Source organism: Streptomyces hoynatensis (assembly GCF_003626535.1).
GTDB lineage: Bacteria > Actinomycetota > Actinomycetes > Streptomycetales > Streptomycetaceae > Streptomyces > Streptomyces hoynatensis.
Window position 1 is genome coordinate 31,305 of record NZ_RBAL01000007.1, and the last position, 20,257, is coordinate 51,561.

The 20,257-nt window shown below is 72.3% G+C and carries 16 protein-coding genes and 1 tRNA gene; 11 read left to right on the forward strand and 6 right to left on the reverse strand.

Annotation, left to right across the window (positions count from 1 at the left end):
- The first annotated feature begins 32 nt into the window (after window positions 1-32).
- Window positions 33-2,723, forward strand: a complete 2,691-nt coding sequence (locus D7294_RS14050; RefSeq protein WP_120679435.1) for a penicillin acylase family protein — start codon at window positions 33-35, stop codon at window positions 2,721-2,723.
- Here the strand turns inward: D7294_RS14050 and D7294_RS14055 are convergent.
- Window positions 2,689-3,408: a 5-formyltetrahydrofolate cyclo-ligase gene (locus D7294_RS14055; protein ID WP_120679437.1), complete on the reverse strand. Its 720-nt coding sequence runs from the start codon at window positions 3,406-3,408 to the stop codon at window positions 2,689-2,691. The two genes, D7294_RS14050 and D7294_RS14055, sit on opposite strands and share 35 nt — an antisense overlap.
- A 62-nt stretch (window positions 3,409-3,470) precedes the next feature.
- Between D7294_RS14055 and galU the strand changes: the two genes are divergently transcribed.
- The 7 genes from galU (at window position 3,471) to D7294_RS14090 (ending at window position 8,477) form a co-directional block, all read left to right on the forward strand.
- Entirely contained in the window at window positions 3,471-4,382 is a 912-nt protein-coding gene (gene galU / locus D7294_RS14060) for a UTP--glucose-1-phosphate uridylyltransferase GalU (protein ID WP_120679439.1), read from the forward strand.
- A 1-nt stretch (window position 4,383) separates the two neighbouring features.
- Window positions 4,384-5,664, forward strand: a complete 1,281-nt coding sequence (glp, locus tag D7294_RS14065; protein ID WP_120679441.1) for a molybdotransferase-like divisome protein Glp — start codon at window positions 4,384-4,386, stop codon at window positions 5,662-5,664.
- Window positions 5,665-5,686: 22 nt separating this feature from the next.
- The gene (gene moaC / locus D7294_RS14070; RefSeq protein ID WP_120679442.1) at window positions 5,687-6,163 is read left to right on the forward strand and encodes a cyclic pyranopterin monophosphate synthase MoaC; all 477 of its coding nucleotides are present in this window, start codon (window positions 5,687-5,689) and stop codon (window positions 6,161-6,163) included.
- Window positions 6,163-6,642 (forward strand): MogA/MoaB family molybdenum cofactor biosynthesis protein, encoded by a 480-nt coding sequence (locus D7294_RS14075; RefSeq protein WP_120679444.1) that lies wholly within the window; start codon window positions 6,163-6,165, stop codon window positions 6,640-6,642. Before moaC ends, D7294_RS14075 begins: the two co-directional genes overlap by 1 nt.
- Entirely contained in the window at window positions 6,639-7,274 is a 636-nt protein-coding gene (locus D7294_RS14080) for a GNAT family N-acetyltransferase (RefSeq protein ID WP_241562351.1), read from the forward strand. The genes D7294_RS14075 and D7294_RS14080 overlap by 4 nt, the downstream gene beginning before the upstream one ends.
- Before the next feature lie 109 nt (window positions 7,275-7,383).
- Window positions 7,384-8,337: a divisome protein SepX/GlpR gene (gene sepX / locus D7294_RS14085; RefSeq protein ID WP_479681727.1), complete on the forward strand. Its 954-nt coding sequence runs from the start codon at window positions 7,384-7,386 to the stop codon at window positions 8,335-8,337.
- Between the two features lie 66 nt (window positions 8,338-8,403).
- A tRNA-Ala gene (locus D7294_RS14090) sits at window positions 8,404-8,477 on the forward strand.
- A 232-nt stretch (window positions 8,478-8,709) separates the two neighbouring features.
- Here the strand turns inward: D7294_RS14090 and D7294_RS14095 are convergent.
- Complete coding sequence (locus tag D7294_RS14095) at window positions 8,710-9,504, reverse strand: hypothetical protein (RefSeq protein ID WP_120679447.1); 795 nt, start codon at window positions 9,502-9,504, stop codon at window positions 8,710-8,712.
- A gap of 258 nt (window positions 9,505-9,762) precedes the next feature.
- Between D7294_RS14095 and D7294_RS14100 the strand changes: the two genes are divergently transcribed.
- The gene (locus D7294_RS14100; RefSeq protein ID WP_120679941.1) at window positions 9,763-10,821 is read left to right on the forward strand and encodes a beta family protein; all 1,059 of its coding nucleotides are present in this window, start codon (window positions 9,763-9,765) and stop codon (window positions 10,819-10,821) included.
- Between the two features lie 36 nt (window positions 10,822-10,857).
- Here D7294_RS14100 and D7294_RS14105 read toward each other — a convergent pair whose 3' ends face one another.
- From D7294_RS14105 to D7294_RS14120, 4 genes are all read right to left on the reverse strand, one after another.
- Window positions 10,858-14,781, reverse strand: a complete 3,924-nt coding sequence (locus D7294_RS14105; RefSeq protein ID WP_120679450.1) for a caspase, EACC1-associated type — start codon at window positions 14,779-14,781, stop codon at window positions 10,858-10,860.
- 6 nt (window positions 14,782-14,787) lie between these two features.
- Window positions 14,788-15,213 (reverse strand): hypothetical protein, encoded by a 426-nt coding sequence (locus D7294_RS14110; RefSeq protein WP_241562382.1) that lies wholly within the window; start codon window positions 15,211-15,213, stop codon window positions 14,788-14,790.
- Window positions 15,214-15,669: 456 nt separating this feature from the next.
- Window positions 15,670-15,900, reverse strand: a complete 231-nt coding sequence (locus D7294_RS14115; RefSeq protein WP_120679452.1) for a hypothetical protein — start codon at window positions 15,898-15,900, stop codon at window positions 15,670-15,672.
- 442 nt (window positions 15,901-16,342) lie between these two features.
- Window positions 16,343-16,960, reverse strand: coding sequence for a class I SAM-dependent methyltransferase (locus D7294_RS14120; protein WP_120679454.1), 618 nt, complete (start codon window positions 16,958-16,960; stop codon window positions 16,343-16,345).
- A gap of 192 nt (window positions 16,961-17,152) precedes the next feature.
- Between D7294_RS14120 and D7294_RS14125 the strand changes: the two genes are divergently transcribed.
- On the forward strand, window positions 17,153-18,214 hold the full coding sequence (locus D7294_RS14125) for an ATP-binding protein (RefSeq protein WP_120679456.1): 1,062 nt from the start codon (window positions 17,153-17,155) through the stop codon (window positions 18,212-18,214).
- Entirely contained in the window at window positions 18,211-20,004 is a 1,794-nt protein-coding gene (locus tag D7294_RS14130) for a vWA domain-containing protein (RefSeq protein ID WP_120679458.1), read from the forward strand. Before D7294_RS14125 ends, D7294_RS14130 begins: the two co-directional genes overlap by 4 nt.
- Window positions 20,005-20,257 lie beyond the last annotated feature (253 nt).

The following is a 20,257-nucleotide window of genomic DNA, read 5'->3' on the forward strand; positions in this document are numbered from 1 at the left end:
CCGACAGCTCAGCTGCCCTGTGAAGGACAGAGATGCCCCCCGCCAAGAAGCCCAGGCGACGCGGTCGTCTGATCGTGATCGCGTTTGTTCTGCTGCTCCTGGCCGGACTCGGCTACGGCGCCTACTGGAGCGTCAGTACCGTGCGGGCCTCGTTCCCGCAGGTGTCCGGCGAACTCGAGATGGACGGCCTGTCCGCCCCGGTCACCGTGCTGCGCGATGCCAACGGCATTCCGCAGCTGTACGCCGACACCGCCGAGGACCTCTTCCGGGCCCAGGGCTACGTGCAGGCGCAGGACCGGTTCTGGGAGATGGACGTCAGGCGGCACCTGACCGCCGGACGCCTCTCCGAGATGTTCGGCGAGGACCAGGTCGAGACCGACGCCTTCCTGCGCACCCTCGGCTGGCGCGACGTGGCCCAGCAGGAGTGGGACGAGCAGCTGTCGGACGAGACCAAGGACTACCTCCAGGCCTACACCGACGGCGTCAACGCCTACCTCGACTCCCACAGCGGCGCCGAACTCTCCGTGGAGTACGCGGCCCTCGGCTTCGTGAACGACTACTCCCCCGAGCACTGGTCGCCGGTCGACTCGGTGGCCTGGCTGAAGGCCATGGCCTGGGACCTCAGGGGCAACATGCAGGACGAGATCGACCGCGCCCTGATGGCCCAGCGGCTCAGCCCTGAGGAGATCGAGGAGCTGTACCCGGAGTACCCCTACGACCGCAACGACCCGATCGTCACCGATCAGGACGGGGCCACCGGCTACATCCCGCCCGAGGGGGCCGGGGAGGCGCTGGAGGGCGCGTCGACGCAGCTCGGCTCCCTGTCGGAGATCCTGGACGAGCTGCCCTCGCTGCTCGGCCCCGAGGGCAGCGGCATCGGCTCCAACTCCTGGGTGGTCTCCGGCCGCTACACGACCACCGGCAAGCCGCTGCTGGCCAACGACCCGCACCTGGCGCCCTCGCTGCCCGGCATCTGGTACCAGATGGGCCTGCACTGCAACGAGCTGAGCGAGGAGTGCCCCTACGACGTCTCCGGGTTCACCTTCTCCGGCATGCCCGGCGTGATAATCGGGCACAACCAGGACATTTCCTGGGGCATGACCAACCTGGGCGCCGACGTGACCGACCTGCGCCTGGAGAAGCTGGAGAACGGCAGCGCCCTCCTCGACGGCGAGGAGGTGCCGTACGAGACGCGGACCGAGACCATCAAGGTCGCCGGCGGCGAGGACCGGGAGATCACCGTCCGCACCGTCCAGGGCCGCCCGGTCATCTCCGACCGCGACGACGAGCTCGCCTCCGTCGGCGACAGCGCCCCGGTGGACTCCTCCGCCCCCGACCGCGGCGAGGGCTACGCCGTCTCGCTGAGCTGGACCGCCCTCGAACCCTCGCGCACGATGGACGCCGTCTTCGCGCTCGACCGCGCCGCCGACTTCGACGAGTTCCGCGCCGCGGCCCGGATGTTCGCGGTGCCCTCGCAGAACCTCGTCTACGCCGACGTCGAGGGCAACATCGGCTACCAGGCGCCGGGCAACATCCCGATCCGCGGCGAGGGCGACGGCCGTTACCCCTCCCCCGGCTGGGACTCCGACTACGACTGGACCGGCTACATCCCCCAGGACGACCTGCCCAGCGAGCTCAACCCCGAGCGCGGCTACATCGTCACCGCCAACCAGGCCGTCACCTACCCCGACGACACCGAGCACCCGCTGACCACCGACTGGAGCTACGGCACCCGCAGCCAGCGCATCGCCGACCTGATCGAGCAGAAGATCCAGGACGGCGGCAAGATCTCCATGGGCGACATGCAGGAGATCCAGCTGGACAACGTGAACGAGATGGCCAAGGAACTCGTGCCCTACCTGACGGCCATCGACATCTCCGACCCCTACGTCCGCGAGGCGCAGGACCTGCTCACCGGCTGGGACTACGCCCAGGACGCCGACTCGCCCGCCGCCGCCTACTTCAACGCGGTCTGGCGCAACCTGCTGCAGCTGGCGTTCGGCAACAAGCTGCCCAAGGAGCTGCGCGTCGAGGGGCAGTGCCTGCGCGTGCCGCCCGCCGACGAGTCCCAGCCCCTGGAGGACCTCGACGGCGACACCAGGCTGATCAACGAGTGCGGGGAGCGTTCCCCCGAGACCGCGCAGCCCGACGGCGGCGACCGCTGGTTCGAGGTGGTGCGCGACATCCTCGAGGACCCGGACAACCACTGGTGGTCCGCCCCCGCCACCGCCACCCTGGCCGCCGCGGACAACCGGGACGAGCTGCTGGCCAGGGCCATGCGGGACGCCCGCTGGGAGCTGACCGCCGAGCTCGGCAAGGACATCGACACCTGGAGCTGGGGCCGGCTGCACCGCCTGATGCTGAACAACCAGACCCTCGGCACCGAGGGCCCGGGCCCGGTGCAGTGGCTGCTCAACCGGGGGCCGTGGAACCTCTCGGGCGGCACCGACGCGGTGGACGCCAGCGGCTGGAACGCGGCCGGCGGCTACGACATCACCTGGGTGCCCTCGATGCGGATGATCATCAGCCTCGACGACTTCGACGACTCGCTGTGGATCAACCTCACCGGCGCCTCGGGCCACGCCTACCACGCCAACTACACCGACCAGACGGAGCTGTGGGCCGACGGCGAGTACCTGCCCTGGGCCTACGGCAGGGACGCGGTGGAGGACCGCGCCGAGCACACCCTCACCCTGCGTCCGGCCCGGGCCGCCGGTTCGTGAGGCGGTGCACGTCCTCGGGGGTGACCGCGGTGTGCACGAGCCTGTCGTGCGGCTCGCACGGCAGGTCCTCGACGAGTTCGTGCCCGTACACGAGGGCCACCAGGTCCGGCTCGGCGCCCGCCGCGTCGAGCCGGGCCAGCACCCGGTCGAAGCTGCCGCCCCCGCGGCCCATCCGCACCCCGCGGCGGTCCACGGCGAGCCCGGGGAGCAGCACGACGTCCGCCTCGGCCACCGCCTGTCTGCCCAGGCGGCGCCCGCCCGGCTGGCGCAGCCTGATCCGGCCCGCGTGCTCCGCCTCCACCAGCCGGCCCGCGCCCTCGTAGGCCGCCCAGTCCAGGTCGTCGTCGGGCAGCAGCACCGGCAGCAGCACCCGTACGCCGCGGGCGCGCAGCGCGTCGAGCAGCGGGCCCGTGCCCGGCTCGTGCCCCACCGAGACGTACGCGGCGACCGTGTCCGCCGCCGCCACCTCCGGCAGGCTCAGCACCCGGCGGGCGAGTTCCGCCGCGGCCTGGGCCACCTCGTCGCCGGCCATGGCCGCGCGGACCGCCTGCAGGTCGCGCCTGATCGCCCGCTTCCGCTCCCGATCGTTCTCGTTCCCCTCCACGGCGCCGACCCGCTCCCTTCTCTCCCGCTCGTCCCGCTCGTCCGCGCGCACATCGCCCGCAATACGAACAAACCTGCTCATAACCTGACGTTCACCGGCAAAGTACTCGGTCCGTCTCACAACAGATGGATAAAGTGACTGGCATGACCTCACCCCGCTCCCGGATCAGCAAGGCTGTCATTCCCGCAGCCGGGCTCGGCACACGGTTTCTGCCTGCCACCAAGGCCACCCCCAAGGAGATGCTGCCGGTCGTCGACCAGCCCGCGATCCAGTATGTGGTGGAAGAGGCCACCGCCGCCGGGCTCACCGACGTGCTCATGATCACCGGCCGCAACAAGCGCCCCCTCGAGGACCACTTCGACCGCAACTACGAGCTGGAGGACGCCCTGCGCCGCAAGGGCGACACCGAGCGGCTCTCCCGCGTCCAGGCCTCGACCACCCTGGCCACCATGCACTACGTCCGCCAGGGCGACCCCAAGGGCCTGGGCCACGCCATCCTCTGCGCCGCCCCGCACGTCGGCGACCAGCCCTTCGCCGTCCTCCTCGGCGACGACCTCATCGACCCGCGCGACCCGCTGCTCACCACGATGATGGACGCCCAGATCGAGCACGGCGGCAGCGTCATCGCCCTGATGGAGGTCGACCCCGACCGCACCCACCTCTACGGCTGCGCCGCCGTGGAGCCGGTCACCGACGGGGTGCTGCGGGTCACCGGCCTCGTGGAGAAGCCCGACCCGGCCGAGGCCCCGAGCAACCTGGCCATCATCGGCCGCTACGTCCTCGACCCCGGCGTCTTCGAGGTGCTCGGCAAGACCCCGCCCGGCCGCGGCGGCGAGCTCCAGCTGACCGACGCGCTCCAGACCATGAGCACCGACTCCGCCCTCGGCGGACCCGTCTACGGCGTCGTCTTCAAGGGCCGCCGCTACGACACCGGCGACCGCGGCGACTACCTGCGCGCCATCGTCCGGCTCGCCTGCGAACGCCCAGACCTCGGGCCCGACTTCCAGAAATGGCTGCGCACCTACGTCGCCGAGGAGATGCCGACCATTGGCTGACATGTGGTCCGTCGAGGAGCACCTGGCCGACGTCCTGCGGGCGGTGCGCCCCCTCGCCCCCCTGGAGCTCCCGCTCCTCGACGCCTCGGGCTGCGTCCTCGCCGAGGACGTCACGGTGCCGGCCCCGCTCCCGCCCTTCGACAACAGCTCCATGGACGGCTACGCCGTGCGCACCGCGGACGTCGAGGGGGCGAGCGAGGAGTTCCCCGCCACCCTCACCGTGATCGGCGACGTCGCCGCCGGGGCCGGCGTGCTGCCCACCGTCGGCCCGGGACAGGCCGCGAGGATCATGACCGGCGCGCCCGTCCCACCCGGCGCCCAGGCCGTCGTGCCCGTGGAGTGGACCGACGGCGGCCTCGGCGGGGGCCCGGCCGACGCCATGGCCCCGGCCTCCACCCCGCACGGCGCCGAGGTCCGCGTCCACCGCCCGGCCACCGCGGGAGCCCACATCCGCAGCCGCGGCAGCGACGCCGCCGCCGGCACCCTCGCGCTGCGGGAGGGCACCGTCCTCGGCCCGCCCCAGCTCGGCCTCCTCGCCGCCGTCGGGCGGGCCACCGCCACCGTCACGCCGCGGCCACGCGCCGTCGTGCTGTCCACCGGCAGCGAGCTCGCCGCCCCGGGGCAGCGGCTCGCGCCGGGGCAGATCCACGACTCCAACAGCTACATGCTCACCGCCGCCGCCCAGGCGGCCGGGGCCGTCGCCTACCGCGCCACGGCCGTCGCCGACGACGCGGCCACCCTGCGGGCCGCGCTGGAGGACCAGCTGGCCCGCGCCGACCTCGTCATCACCAGCGGCGGCGTCAGCGTCGGCGCCTACGACGTGGTCAAGGAGGCCCTCGACCTGGAGAGCGGCGTCGAGTTCCGCAGGCTGGCCATGCAGCCGGGCAAGCCGCAGGGCTTCGGCCTGATCGGCGGCGGGCGCGTGCCGCTGTTCGCCCTACCGGGCAACCCGGTCAGCAGCTTCGTCTCCTTCGAGCTGTTCGTCAGGCCCGCGCTGCGCGCCATGGCCGGGCACGCCCCCGGCACGCTGCACCGCCCCCGCGTCACGGCCCGCCTCGCGGCCGAGGCACCGGTCCGCTCCCCCGCCGGGCGGCGCCAGTTCCTGCGCGGCACCTACCTGCCCCCCGCGCCGGGCGCCGCGCCGGGCAGCGTCCGCCCCGTCGGCGGCTCGGGCTCCCACCTGATCGCCGCCCTCGCGCAGGCCGACGCGCTGATCGAGATCCCGGAGAACGTGACGGAGGCCGCGCCGGGAGACGAGCTGACGGTGCTGCTGCTCGGCTGAGTGAGCGGTACCGTTGCTCCTCATGAGCACCCCTCATCTCACCCATCTCGACGGCTCTGGGGCCGCCAGGATGGTGGACGTCTCGGGCAAGGAGGTCACCGCGCGCACGGCCAGGGCGACCGGCCGGGTGCTGGTGACCCCCGAGGTGGTGGCCCTGCTGCGCGGCGCCGGCGTGCCCAAGGGCGACGCGCTCGCGACCGCGCGGATCGCCGGAATCATGGGCGCCAAGCGCACCCCGGAGCTGATTCCCCTCTGCCACCCGCTGGCCCTGGCCGGCGTCACGGTCGACCTGGAGGTCGCCGAGGACGCGGTCGAGATCGCGGCCACCGTGCGGACCTCGGACCGCACCGGCGTCGAGATGGAGGCGCTGACCGCGGTGAGCGTCGCCGCGCTGACGATCGTCGACATGGTCAAGGCCGTGGACAAGGGCGCGGTGATCTCCGACGTGCGGGTCGAGTCCAAGACCGGCGGCAAGTCCGGGGACTGGAGCCGCGGCTGATGTCCTACCGCGCCCTCGCCCTCACGGCGTCCAACCGGGCCTCCGCCGGGGTCTACGCCGACACGGCCGGCCCCCTGCTCGCCGAGGCACTCACGGAGCTCGGCTTCGACACGGAGGGCCCGCGGGTCGTGCCGGACGGCGAGCCGGTGGCCGCCGCCCTGCGCGAGGCCGTCGCCGCCGGATTCGACGTGGTGCTCACCAGCGGCGGCACCGGCATCTCGCCCACCGACCTGACCCCGGAGATGACCCGCGGCGTCCTCGACTACGAGGTGCCGGGCATCGCGGAGGCGATCCGGGCCACCGGGCTCGCCAAGGTCCCCACCGCGGCCCTCTCCCGCGGGGTCGCCGGAGTGGCCGGCCGCACCCTCATCGTCAACCTCCCCGGCTCCGCCGGCGGAGTCCGCGACGGCCTCACCGTGCTGCGCCCCCTGCTGCGGCACGCCGTGGACCAGCTGCGCGGCGGCGACCACCGGCCGTGAACTCCCGCACCTGGCCGGTGGAACTGGCGGACGGACGCGTCGGCCTCCGCCCCATCCGGCAGCGAGACCAGCGCGCCTGGCGCGAGATCAACCAGCGCAACCGGGACTGGCTGCGCCCCTGGGAGGCCACCATCCCGCCCGCGCCGCCCGGCCATCTCCCGCCGCGGCGGCCGACGTTCCGGCAGATGGTGCGCCACCTGCGCGCGGAGGCGCACGCCGGGCGCATGCTCCCCTTCGTCGTCACCTACGACGGGCGGCTGGTCGGTCAGCTGACGGTCGCCGGCATCACCTGGGGCTCGATGTGCGCCGGCCACATCGGCTACTGGATCGACCGCGCCGCCGCGGGCCGCGGGGTGATCCCGACCGCGGTCGCCCTGGCCACGGACCACTCATTCCGCGTGCTCGGGCTGCACCGTCTGGAGATCTGCATTCGCCCGGAGAACGCGCCGAGCCGGCGGGTGGCGGAGAAACTCGGATTCCGCGAAGAGGGCCTGCGCCCGCGTTATCTGCATATCGACGGCGCCTGGCGCGACCACCTCGTCTACGCCCTGACCGCGGAGGAGGTCCCCGGCGGCCTCCTCAACTATTGGCACGGACGTTCGAATTCGGGACCCCATCCGCAGCCCCGTTGATAACGATCCGAAGAACTATCCGAAGAAAAAGCCGAGATGACGGCCTGATCGTGCGACACACCGCCCAATTTGGCAGATGGACGCGCGGAAACCCCTCTACGGTGTGACCGTGAGCAGCAGTGGCCTCATCTTCGCAATGATCGTCGGGGCCTGGGCCGCCTATCTCGTGCCGATGTGGCTCCGTAAGCAGGACGAGCTGAACGAGGCCCGCCCAACGGAGCGCTTCAGCACCGCGATCCGGCTGCTGACGCGGGGCAGGCGCGCGTCGGCGGAGGCGGCCGAGGACAGCGGCGAGGAAACGCAGGACCTGCCGGACCCGTCGGCCGACGTCCGGTCCTTCGCCGAGCCCGTCAGCATGGTCAAGCGGGTCGATCCCACCCCCCCGGCCGCCCCCACCCCGGCCCCCGCGGCCGCCCCGGCCGCCGGCCAGGTCTCCCCCGCGCCCTCCGCGGCGGCGCCCACGGCCGCCGCGACGGCCCGCGCGAAGGTGCTCGCCCGCCGCCGCAGAACCACGATCGTCCTCCTGCTCGCCTTCACCCTCGGCGGGATCTTCGCCCTCACCTCCGGGGGCTACCTCTGGCTGCCCGCCATCCCGGCCGTGCTGCTCGCCGCCTACGTCGTGCACGTACGCCGCCAGGAGCGCCGCAGGTACGAGGTGGCGGTGGACCGCCGCCGCGCCGAGGAGGCCGCCCGCCGCCTGCGCCAGCGCACCCGCCCCGGCGCCGCCGCGGCCCCCGAGAAGCCGTCCACGGCGGTCGTCGAGCAGACCGACCACGCCGAGTGGGTCGACCAGCAGCGCCGCCGCATCCCCGCCCCCGAGGACGAGCCGCAGAGCTGGGAGCCGGCCCCGGTGCCGCTGCCCACCTACGTGAACGCCCCGGTGGCCCCCCGCACCACCCGCGGCGTGGACCTCGACGCCCCCGACACCTGGAGCGCGGCCCGCTCCACCACGGCCGGCACCGGCACCCCGAAGACCCCCAAGGCCCCGGCCCCCGGCCCGCAGCGCACCCCCCTCTTCGACCAGTACGCCGACGAGGACCGCCGCCGCGCCGCCGGCGAATGAGCCCCGGAGCGGCCGGAACGGATTTCGGCCCACCCGCACGAGGATGCTAGAGTTTCCGCGTGGCAAGGGCCTGTAGCGCAGCCTGGTAGCGCATCTCGTTCGCAACGAGGGGGTCAGGGGTTCAAATCCCCTCAGGTCCACGCTGGGCCGTTCTTGAGTTAGCTCGGGAGCGGTTGACGAGATCCCGGCCGATCAATCCGATCGGCCGGGATCTCGGCGTTTGTGGACCTTGTTCGATGCCTGTCGGGGTGGTCTGTGGTGCTGTGCCGGAGTCGCTCGCCGGCGGGCTGGGCACTGGCACGGTCCGCGGGCACGCCGATGGGCCCCGCGGCGGCGGGGCTGGATGGAGCACTCAGTTGTGGTGCGGTCGGTTCAACGTTCTCCGGCCGACGGCGATCGTTCGCCGCCTACTGCCGCCGCCGGCAGCAGATCGAGCGGCCCCGGAGCGGAGACGGCTTCGTAGTCCGCCTCGGTGAGGTGGACGCCGGTGCGCTCGTAGAGCCAGGTCTCCAGGATGGCCAGGTTGCCGATCGTGATCATGATGGCGACCAGGAGCGTATGCGCTACCTGGCCGCGAGCGAGGCGGATCTTGGGGTTGCCGATGTCCAGCTCACCGCTCTTGAACCGGCCGTTGATCCCCTCATTGTGGGAGCGGATCGGCTTGTGGGTGGCGTCCCAGACTGGGCTCAGGTAATGGACGTCCTGCCGGTACTTGGCGACGTGCAGGTTCCCGTCCGCGTCGGCGGGGACCCTGATGGCGTGCTCGCCGCAGACCTCAGGCAGCTCCTTCTTCGGCGGCGGGTCGGTCCACTCCTCCTCCGGGAGGATGACGGTGGGCCGGGCGGCGGGGTCGCTGGCGCGTTTCCTGGTGTTGCCGAGGTCAATGACCGTACGCGGCGCTCCGGGTGTCCCTGCCTGCCTGGGAACGAGCCGATTACGGCGGGGGCAGTTGACCGACCGGGAGTCGCCGTGTCCAGGGCACTGAAGGCGGATAGTGCCACGGTGGTCGGCGCCTTGCTTGAGCTTGAGGTGGAACGGTCCGCGTCCGGCGATGGCCTCGCGGAGTTCAGGGCTGCGAACCCGGATGGCCTTGTCTTCCGCGCCCTGGGTGGCGTCGACCAGAGGGACAGGCGTCAGAGGACACATGAGGGAGCCGTCGACCAGCAAAGCTCCTTCCCAGCTTCCCTGGCGTCCCCGTTCTTCAATTTTGCAGTCCAGGGCGAGGCGATAGCCCAGGCGACGTGCGGGGAGGCATAGGCAGCACACCGCCACCGAACATCACGCACAGTGCAACGTGCGCTACAGCTGTACCACGCGTGCGCATATTTCAGCCATTCCGGCCGAAAGGGCGTCCTTTCCCGGTGTGCCCTCAGACGAAGATCCTGACAAAGGAGGGAAGCACGCGGGTTGTCCGAGGGGGCCGCGATGTCCGTACCGCTCTACGTCCCCGTCCTTCCCGTCCGGCAGCACGCGCGGCTGGCCTACCTGGGTGTCCGGCCGGAACTCCAGGCCGCGATGGCTCCGCTGTGGAACCTGCCGCCGTGCCCCGGTGTGCCCTCGGCAGGGCTGAAAAGCATCCCCTGGAAGAAGGAACTGGATCGGGTGCGAGGAGCGCACCGCCGCCATCCCGGATGGGTCGACGCCCCGTTCGCCGAGGAGGCGCAGATATCGGCGCTGTCGGAGATCCTGTCCGAGTGCACGGGGCTCTCCGGCCTGCTCCGCCCGGTGACCGGGCCCGAGCGGAGCCTGGCCCAGCGGTCCGCCGCCCTGGAGACGGCCCGCCGCCGCGGTTGCGGGGTGGGCGTTCGCGTGCGCGTGCCGGGTGAGTGGAGCGGTGATACGGCCGAGGCAGTCGACCGCCTTCTCGCCCAGGCTGACCCCGACATGCCCGTCGATCTGCTGCTCGATCTGGGCCGTGTCCTCCCCGGCCGACCCGACGCCGCCAAGGAGGCCGTGCGTGCCCTCGACGCCCTATGGCCCCTGGCGAACTGGCGGATCGCCGCCGTGCTCGGCGGAGGCTTCCCCCACGTCACGGACGACATGCTGGAGCTGGGGGTGCTCCACGAAGAACCCCGCGCCGACTGGCGGATGTGGCACGAGACGCGAGCGAGCGGCCGTGACTACGTGCCGTTGCTCGCCTACGGCGACTACGGCGTGCAGCCCGTCACCGCGCTCGCCCAGCAGCCGGCCGACGGGGGCCCGCCCTGGGGAGTCCTGCGCTACACCATCGACAGCTGGTTCGTGCTGTGCAAGGTGTGGAACAGGGGGCCCGACCGCGCCGCGGGCATCCGCGCGGCGGCGCGCCGGATCCGCGAACTGCCCGAGTTCCGGGGAGCGGTGGCCAGCGCCGGGGAGACGTGGCTGCGGGACTGCGCCGAGGGCCCTCTCACCTCCAAGCACGGCACGGGCCAGATCGCCGACTGGCTGCGGGCCGGGAACATCCAGCACATGACGTTCGTCGTCCGCTCTCTGCTCCAGCGCTGACCCGACCGTGCACCCCGCTTCAGGGCCCTCTCCGGCTCAGTCGAACAGCGCCTCCAGCCTGGCCTCGCCCGCCATGATCCGCCAGGCCGGTACCCGCAGCGTCCGGCTCACCTCGCACGCCTTCGCCCCGTGGCCGCCGGATGGCAGCCCGATCAGCAGGTTCTCGCGGGCGTGCGCCAGCCGCAGGTGCCGGGCCGGGTCCTGGCCGGGTGGCGGGCCCAGGTCGATCAGCACCGCCGTGTTCTCCCCGTCCACGGTGAACACCAGATCCACCGGATGGCCGCCGACGACGGCCGCTCGCTCGAGATCGGTGATCCCGCGCCTGCCGAGGTACTGCTGGAGCCGGTCGGCAAGCTCCTCACGGAACGCACCCGTCGCACTCTTGGCATCCCACGATCCCGCCGCCCCACCCGTCAAGCCGCTTTCCGCCTCCTGGCCGAAGGCACGCCCGGCCCCTGCCCCCAGCAGGACCGAGCGTCCCGCGAGGATCGCGGGAAGACCGCTCTGTCCCTGCCAGAACGCGTGGCTGCCCACGGTGATCAGTTGTGACTTGGCCCGGGTGATCGCCACGTTCCACAAATTCACCTGGTTCGCCACCCAGTGTGTCGTCCTGGGTGGGGTATTGAGCGTGGCCACCGGGCTCAACACCATCACGTCGCGCTGGCCGCCCTGGAAGGCGTGCACCGTCCCGACCCGTACCCGCTCGTCGTCAGGCCACATCCGCGCCAGGGCCACCTTCTGCGCCCGGAACGGGGTCACCACACCCACCTTCGCGTCCTGTGGCAGCCGAGCGAGCAGTTGGTCCACCACGCGCCGCGTGGCAGCGGCCTCAGCGTCGTTGCGCCAGGACTGCTCGCCACTGCCCCGAGCCGACTCGCCTCCCGGCACGTCGACCCAGCACAGCACAGGCGCCGGATCGGCCGCGCCCACCGGGTCGAGCGCGGGGACCTGCTGCCGCACGTCGGTGAGCACCCGCAACTGCCCTGCATAGCAGTAGCCGTTGACGACTTCGGCGATCTCCGGGTGGCACCGGTAGTGCTCGTCGAGCAGCAGCGCGGTGTCGCCGTGCTGCGCGGCCGCGTGGTACGCGGAATGGACGTGGTAGGTGAGCCGGTGGTCCTCCAGTTGTGCCGCGCTCAGCCCGGCCCGGAGCCGAGCCTGCCGCTCCTGCTGCGCCGCGATGGTGGCGATGTGGCCGAGCTGCATAGGGTCACCGATAATCAGAGCCCGCCGGGCCCGGAACAGCAGTGGCAGCACCGACGGTATGGAGCACTGGCTGGCCTCGTCGATGACGACCAGGTCGAACAGTTTCGGGACGAGCTCCAGCTGCCCCACGGAGTGGGTGCTGATCGCCCATCCCCTGATGTGCGTCATCAGGTTCCGCTGGCTCTTCCGCTTCCCCGAACGTCCCCGCAGTGCCTGGAGCCGCTGCCCCATCAGCCCGCGCGCCCGCGTGAGTGTTTCTGCCGAGATCGCCCGGGACAGTTCCGTGGACAGCTCCGACAGGGAACCAGCCATCTCCAGCCGCGACTGCTTGAGCTCTTCCTCGTCCCAACCGCTGTGCCCATGGACGAGCTCGCGCAGCTGGCGCTCCACGGCCACGGCGTCCGCCAGGGTCTCCAGCACCTCGGGAGGCACGGGCCGCTCGTCCGCCCACCCGGGCCACGACGAGCCGTCGCTCTCCGAGGCGCGGACGGACCGGATCAGCGCGGCCAGCGCCCGCGCCCGGCGCCAGCGGCCCAACCGCCAGGAGGGGGCCCTGGCCGCGTTCCGGGCCCTGCCCTCCCAGCGGCGCAGCGGGGCCGTTCCGTTCCCGGTCATCCAGGCGCCTTCCAGCAGCGTCAACGGCAGCTCAAGCGCACCCGCCCGTTCCTCACGTTCCTGAAGCAGCTCCAGCAGCCGGACTTCCTCGCCGACCCGGCCCTCCGCCTCGGCCCGCTGCCGGGCGGCCAGTGCCCGTGTGTTGCGCAGCGACCCGCCCACCGTGGCGGAGTTCCGCCGCGGTTGTTCCACGGGCTCGGCGAGCAGTCGCTCCAGCTTGGCCGCCTCCCGCTCCTGCGCGCCGATGTTGCCCGTCCGCATCAGCAGTCCCGGCGCCACGGCGTCGCAGCGCTCGGCGACGACGTTCACCGCCTCGTTGTTCGTCGAGGCGACCAGCACGGACTGTCCTGCGGCAACGCAGGTGGTGACCACGGCCGTGACAACCTCGCTCTTGCCCGTCCCGGGCGGCCCCGTGGCCACCGTCACCGTCCGCGACATCGCCGAGGAGACGACCAGTTCCTGACTCTCGTTGCACGGACCCGACGCCACCACGACGGCCCTGGGGTCCGCCTCCGCTTCGCCGCCGCTCAGCAACGCGTCCATCGCGGTGCCGGGGATCTGCCCGGTCCGCGTCGACATCTGCATCAGGTTGTCCACCAGGGCCTGCGTGAAGTTGACTTCGGCACCCGACGGCGTCAACAGCACGGCGGCGTTGTGGGCCCCGGTCCGCAGCGTCTGCGTCACGGTCCGATCGCTGAGCGCGGATGGGTCAAGCGGCTCAAGCTCCGACAGCCCCAGCTCCCGCAGCAACTGCCGTACGGCCTGAAGCATCTGGGCGTCGTTGCCCTCCTGCCAGGTCGGCTGCCAGCCAGCGAGGATGTCGGCCGCGTCCTTCTCGTCGAGCAATTCCGAGACGACGCCGGCGTGCGGGACCGGCACCCCGGTCGGCCGGAGCACGTCCTGGCCGTCCTCGTCGGGCGCGAGCTCCATCTGCTGGATCAGCAGGGGTGCGATCCGCACGGCCGCACGCCGTCCCTGGCCACCTCCCTCGGACACGGGGAGCGTGACTGCCGGATAGCCGTACCAGTACACCTGTTGCCTCGCGCCGTCGGCATCCGCCCTGCCGGACCTGGGCTGTGGTCTGGGGAGTTGGCCGGGGGCCGGAAAGGTTGAGCCCCGTCCCGACTGGATGGTCTCCTCCCCGCCGCCCAGCAGGAAGTAGCCCTTCCCCCTGTCACGGTCACGGTCGGGCAGCATGCCGGCCGCCGCTTCGGCCGTGAGGCAGTGCGCGTAGTAGCGCAGCAGTCGCTCCCAGTTCACGCCGTTTCGCGCGTCCAGCGCCGCCAGCTCCCGCGCCTTCCGTAGGACGGGGGTGAATCGCGCCGCCTCCCGCGCGTCGCTGTTCGGCAGCGCCGGCAGGTGTACGGGACGTGCCACCGACCGTGCGAAGTACAGGATCTGCGTGGCCCGGAACGTGGACTTGGTGGGCCGCTGCTCCTCGGGGACGCCCTTGCGCACCATCTGCGCCGTCAGGTACTCGAACAGATCGTCCGGGGAGATCCACCCGCCCCCCTTGATGTGCCCGTTGCGCAGCCCCTCCACGATCTCGCCGGTGAACCGCGAGGTGCCGAGCGTGGATCCGGGCGGCGCCATCGCGGAGGCGGACTGCAACGCGTCGGAGGCGGTGATGAAGTACACGCCGGTCGGTCGCAACAGCGTGCTGCCCGTGGATGGCTGGTCAGCCTCGCCCGCGACGCCTTTGGCTGTCCAACCCTGGACGACGGAGCCGCTGGAGCAGCAGTCCAGCAGCACGATCTTTGAGGAGGCGCGGCAGGCCGTCAGCATCCGCTCAAGGAACTCCGCCGGCACCGCCGTGCCCGGCAGGTCGTTGGGGTCGGTGTCGCGAGTGAGGAAGTACAGCTGGTTGTCGTCCTCACAGAACTGGCCGTGCCCGCTGAAGTACAGCAGGGCCGTCTCGCTCGGCTGTCGCTCCTCCAGGAACGTCTCGATGGCGTGCAGCATCTCCGCGCGGGTCGGCTCGGAGATCGTCGCGCAGTCGTTGTACATGCCGATCTCGGTGTTCTCCAGCACCGCTCGCATGTAGTGCAGGTCGGCACGGACCGGCGGCAGATCGTGGTAGGCCCCGCTGTCATACGTGGAGACGCCGATGAGCATGGCGTACCGGTCGTTGTTGGTCATACGCTCTCAGCCCGCCGCTGATCCGCCGTCCGCGCCATCGCCAGCGTCATCGCTGTCTTCGTCATCGCCGGCAGTTGTGCCGCCCGCGAGGAACCGCTCGATCCGCGTGTCGTCCTCACGAGCCTCCTTCCCAGTGATCCGAAGGGTCGCACCATCCGGCCGCTCCGCGACGATCGTCCGCTGCGGCACCCGGGACAGCCAGAGCTGCACCCCTGCCACAGCCAGCGATGCCGCGCTGATCACTACCCCGATGGCCTCGACGGACAGCCCTCCCTTGTCCGTGCCGCCAGGCGTGCGGTGGTTGGGGATGTCAAGTGCCGCGCCCGGGTCAGCGTCGGCGATCTCGGCGAGAAGTTCGCGTGCGTCCTTGCGCGCGCGCAGCGGGTCCTCGTCCACAACGGAGATCCGGCACGCGGTCGAGTTGTTGAGCATGGTCGTCACTGTGCTTTCCCTCGGCCTTCTACGGTCTCGGCGGGTCGCACGACCGCACGGTTACATGAGGTTAGTAGGCGGCTCCGACAACGGCGGGGCCGTCGCCGAAAACCACTGCTCGTTGGCGCAAAAGCCATCGATCGGTGGCGGTCACGCGCCCCTCACCACTACCAGCGCTGCTCCGCATACCCGGTCAACCGCGGTGCGCCGAGACGCGGGGTGGTCCGCACTGGGTGTGGTGCTGACGGCCGTTATCGCGCGACCCGAAGGGCACGCGACGTCTGGAACTCCCCGAGGAATACTCTCCGCCGACTTCGAAGATCAGCCTCTTTCGATTCCCGGTCATCGCGAACATGTTGCTCACCTTCCGGCATGTTGCTCACCTTCCGGTCGTGGACGCGTAGGTTCACCACTTCGCCGCGCTGCGTGGTGACGCGGTCACCACCTCGCAAGTGTTCAGTGGGGGTGAGCTGCCCCGAGATCGCGTAGCACCTGCCCCAGCGTGTCTTTGAACAGGCGGGCGATCATGAACGCCAGCTCAGTCTTGCCCACGCCGCTGAGACCGCTCACCGCGATGGTCAGGAGCCGGGCCTTGCCGCGCCACTCGGCAACGGCGGCCAACGCCCGCCGCAGCTCGTCCTCACGATCGACGACGTGCGCTGCCGGAGGACGGATCTGATAAGCCAACGGTTGTGCCCCTCCACTCCCCGATGCCGGTCCAACGAGCTTACCGATGCCGTCCGAACGGCCTCAGGGCCGAAGGCACGTCACCCTCGGCAGGCCGCGGCCATTCGACAAGCGTGACTCACGCAGCTTGACCACGGTGCGTGGGGAAAGATCTTGGTCGAGCTGGGGAACGATCTCGGAGGGGTCGAGAACGCACTGGTCAGACCCACTCGTGAACACCCCACGCTGAAGCCCGTTCGCTAGGCCAGGTAGAACGGCAAGGGAGAGCCCCCGCTGATGGTGATCAGCGGGGGCTTTCGCGTGCGGGTGCGCGGTGGCGTACCGCAGTGGGTCCCAGGTCGGTGCTGCCAGGCGGCGCCGGGGCCCGCTCCCGGCGGGCCAGGGGTGCGCTCGCGGTGGGCCGGGGGTGCGCTCGTGGTGGGCCGGGGGTGCGCCGGGTCCCTCAGTGGCCGGGGTTTTCCCAGGTCAGTGAGTATCGGCGGAGGAGGTGACGGCGGTAGCGCACGCCCGGTAGGAGTCGCTGTGCGGCCTCCCGTGCCTGGGCGTGGCTCATGGTGGGGGCGGCGCCGGGCATTCCCGCCGGGGGCCGGGCTCGCCGGACCGCCTTGACGAGCCACACCAGCGGGGTTGCCAGGGCCCAGAACACCCATTCCCCGAAGCCCGCGTTCCGGGCCAGGGCGACGATCACCAGTCTTCCGCCCGGGCGCAGCAGCTCGCGCATGCGCGTCACGGCCGCCTCGAAGTCCATGTGGTGGACGGCGGCCACCGAGCAGATGAAGTCGAAGCCCCCGGCCGGAAGTTCGGCGGTGAGGAAGTCGCCCTCGACGAAGGAAAGACCGGGCCGGCCGGCCGCCAGCTCGCGGGCGCGCGAGACCATCCCGGGCGCCGCGTCGATCCCCATGACGCGCTTGGCACCTCCCTCCGCCAGCTTCCGCGCCAGCAGGCCGTCCCCGCACCCCACGTCCAGCGCGTCGCCGCAGCCCTCGGGGACGGCGCGGAGGATGTCCGGGTGCCGGGCCACGTTGGTGTTCCAGTACGGCTTCAGGTCGCTCCGGCGCATCGGCACATCGTAGGGGCGACGCCCGATCGATCCGCGCACCTGCGATCGCCGGAAGGCGGATCAGGCGGGGGAAAGCGCCCTTCGGAAAGGGGGTGCACGTGTGCCGAGGCCGCGGGTTCCCGGCGCATCCGCGGCAACCGCCCGCGGGAAAAGCGGCTGCGCCGGGGAGTTGGGCGCCCGCACACTGGGGCGGTGCAGGCAGCGATTTCCGTCACCCCCAGCCGCATGCCCGAGTTGCTGCTCGGGCTCGCCACCGTGCGGCCCGTCTTCGTCTGGGGCGCGCCCGGGATCGGGAAGTCCTCGCTGGTGCGGTCGTTCGCCGAGTCGCTCGGCCTGGAGTGCGTGAGCCTGCTCGGCACCCAGCTCGCCCCCGAGGACCTCATCGGGGTGCCGCAGATTCGCGAGGGCCGTTCCGTGTTCTGCCCGCCCGAGGCGATCGCCAGGCCCGAGCCGTACTGCCTGTTCCTCGACGAGCTGAACGCGGCCACGCCGGACGTGCAGAAGGCGTTCTACTCGCTCATCCTCGACCGCCGCATCGGAGGCTACGAGCTGCCGCGCGGCTCGATCGTCATCGGCGCGGGCAACCGCGCCACCGACAACGCCCTGGCCAGGCCCATCTCCTCCGCGCTGGTCAACCGGCTGGTGCACGTCCACCTGCGCGCCTCCGCCGCGGACTGGCTGACCTGGGCGGGCGAGCAGGGCATCCACGCGTGGATCACCGACTACCTCACCGACCGCCCCGACCACCTGTGGGCCGCGCCGCCCAAGACGGAGGAGCCGTTCTCCACGCCGCGCTCCTGGCACATGCTCTCCGACGCCCTCCACTCCTTCGGCCCCGACCTGGACGAGGACACCCTGAAGACCCTCGCGCACGGCACCCTCACCCCGGCGCACGCCGTCGCGTTCTGCGGGTACGTCAAGATCGTGCGGAGCCGGTTCGGTCTCGACGCGATCCTCAAGGGCGAGGCCCGCTGGCCGCACCGGGTCGAGGACCGCGACCTGCTGTACTACCTGGCCGACGCCTTCCGCGGCCGCCTGGTCAAGGAGCTGCCCGCCTCCCGGGAGCACGCCTCGCCCGCCGTGCGGCAGACCGCGCACCGCGCGAAGGCGCTGCTGGTGCAGCTCGCCGAGATCTCCGTCGAGGTCGCCCAGACCGTCATCGCCGACGACACCGAGGGCAACCCGGTGCTGCCGGCGTGGTTCCTGGTGGAGGCGGCCCGCGACATGCCCCGGCTGGTCGAGGCGCGCCGGTGAGCCGGGCCGGCGGCGGGCGCAGGGGCGGCAAGCGCCGCGACCCGGCGGCCGAGGCGTTCGCCGCGGGCGTGAAGCTGGCGCGCGGCACCCCCGCGTTGGCCGCGCTGGAGGCCAGGTTCTGCCGGGAGCCGGACTGTCCCCTTGCGCCCCGCGACGGCCTGGTGCGGGTCGACTCCTGTGGCGTCCTGCACGCCCACCCCACGCGCCTGGCCACGCCGGCCGAGTGGGCGTGGGCGCTGGGGCACGCCCTGATCCACCTCGGTTTCGGGCACGTTCCGGCCGCCAAGGAGGCCCGCGCGCAGCCCGACCGCTTCGACCTGGCGGCGCGCTGCGCGGTCGTCAACCGCTTCCTGCTGACCTTCCCCGTCGGGCAGCCCCCCGAGGAGCTGCCCGTCTCCTACCCGGGCGGCGACGAGGAGCGGCTGGCGGCGCAGTGGCGGCGCGCCGGTCTCCCGGCGGGGTACGAACGTCTCGGATCGGCCGGCATCGAACCCGACCAGCTGCTGGTGCAGTGGGAGCCGTGGAGCCGGCCGGCCGACTGGCAGCTGGCGTTCGCCCACGCCCTGACCCGCACCGTCTCCGAGGCCGTGGACGAGGCGGGCGGGCGGCGGCAGGAGGGGCCGCCGCGCCCCTGGGAGCGCGCCCTGTCCTGGTTCGTGTCCTCCTATCCGCTGCTGGGCGGCATCGCGGCCGGCATGAAGCTGGTCGCGGACGCGGAACTCGCCCGCGCGCACGGCATTTCCGTCGCCGCCGTCAGCGCCGAGGCCGGTGAGATCTACCTCAACCCGCTGAGCCGGCACACCGACGAGGAGTGGCGCTTCGTCCTCGCCCACGAGATGCTGCACGCCGCGCTCCGGCACGGCGACCGGTGCGGCGGGCGCGACCCGTACCTGTTCAACGTGGCCTGCGACTACGTCGTCAACGGCTGGCTGCTTCAGATGCGCGTGGGGCAGATGCCCGCGGGCGCGCTGCACGACCCGCGGCTGGCGGGCCTGTCGGCCGAGGAGGTCTACGACCGCATCGTCACCGACCTGCGGCGGATGCGGCGCCTGGCCACCCTCGCAGGCAAGGGCCGGGCCGACCTCCTCGACCACTCCCCTGGCCCCCGGCCCGCCGCGTTTGCCGACCTCGACGACTTCTACCGGCGCGGCCTGACCCATGGCCTGGAACTGCACCGGCGGCAGGGGGAGCGCGGGCTGCTCCCGGCCGGCCTGGTCGAGGAGATCCGCGCGCTGTCCCACCCGCCGCTGCCGTGGGACGCGCGGCTGGCCCGGTGGTTCGACGCGTACGTGCCGCGGCCCGAGCCGGTGCGCAGCTACGCCCGGCCCCCGCGGCGCCAGGCCGCCACGCCCGGCATCCCGCGCGCGGGGCGTTACTTCCCGCCCGAGGAGGTCCCGCGCTGCACCTTCGGCGTGGTCCTGGACACCTCGGCTTCCATGGGCCGCGTCCTGCTCGGCAAGGCGCTCGGCGCGATCGCCTCCTATGCCGCCTCCCGGGACGTCCCGGCCGCCCGCCTGGTCTTCTGCGACGCCGCCCCGCACGACGCCGGGTACGTGCCGGTCACGGAGATCGCCACCCGCGCGCGGGTGCACGGTGGGGGCGGCACGGTCCTGCAACCCGCCGTCGATCTGCTGCACCGCGCCGAGGACTTCCCGGCCGACGCGCCGCTGCTGATCATCACGGACGGCGCCTGCGACGCGCTGCGCGTCCGCCGCGAGCACGCCTACCTCATCCCGCGGGGCGCCCGGCTGCCCTTCACGCCTCGGGGGCCGGTGTTCTCCGTGCGGTGAGGGGCGGGGGCGGGGGCGCGGCAGGGGGCCGGAGCGGGGCGTGCCGGGGGCGCGCGGGCCGGGGCGCGCTTGCGGGAGGCGCGGGTCGGTGTGCGAGCCGGGGCGTGCGGGCCTAGGGTGCGCTCCCGATCGGGTCCGTGCAGGGGAACTGCCGGGCGTCCCGGGGGCGTTGGCGGGCGTGCGGGGTGGCGGGCGTTTCTTCGGATCGGTTCCGGGGCGCCGAGGCGTTCGGGACCCCTCCCGGCCCGTTGCC

Coding starts and splice junctions, on each gene's coding strand:
- D7294_RS14050 (WP_120679435.1), top strand. CDS start 33: ATGCCCCCCGCCAAGAAGCCCAGGCGACGCGGTCGTCTGATCGTGATC.
- D7294_RS14055 (WP_120679437.1), bottom strand. CDS start 3,408: ATGAGCAGGTTTGTTCGTATTGCGGGCGATGTGCGCGCGGACGAGCGG.
- galU (WP_120679439.1), top strand. CDS start 3,471: ATGACCTCACCCCGCTCCCGGATCAGCAAGGCTGTCATTCCCGCAGCC.
- glp (WP_120679441.1), top strand. CDS start 4,384: ATGTGGTCCGTCGAGGAGCACCTGGCCGACGTCCTGCGGGCGGTGCGC.
- moaC (WP_120679442.1), top strand. CDS start 5,687: ATGAGCACCCCTCATCTCACCCATCTCGACGGCTCTGGGGCCGCCAGG.
- D7294_RS14075 (WP_120679444.1), top strand. CDS start 6,163: ATGTCCTACCGCGCCCTCGCCCTCACGGCGTCCAACCGGGCCTCCGCC.
- D7294_RS14100 (WP_120679941.1), top strand. CDS start 9,763: ATGTCCGTACCGCTCTACGTCCCCGTCCTTCCCGTCCGGCAGCACGCG.
- D7294_RS14105 (WP_120679450.1), bottom strand. CDS start 14,781: ATGACCAACAACGACCGGTACGCCATGCTCATCGGCGTCTCCACGTAT.
- D7294_RS14110 (WP_241562382.1), bottom strand. CDS start 15,213: ATGCTCAACAACTCGACCGCGTGCCGGATCTCCGTTGTGGACGAGGAC.
- D7294_RS14120 (WP_120679454.1), bottom strand. CDS start 16,960: ATGCGCCGGAGCGACCTGAAGCCGTACTGGAACACCAACGTGGCCCGG.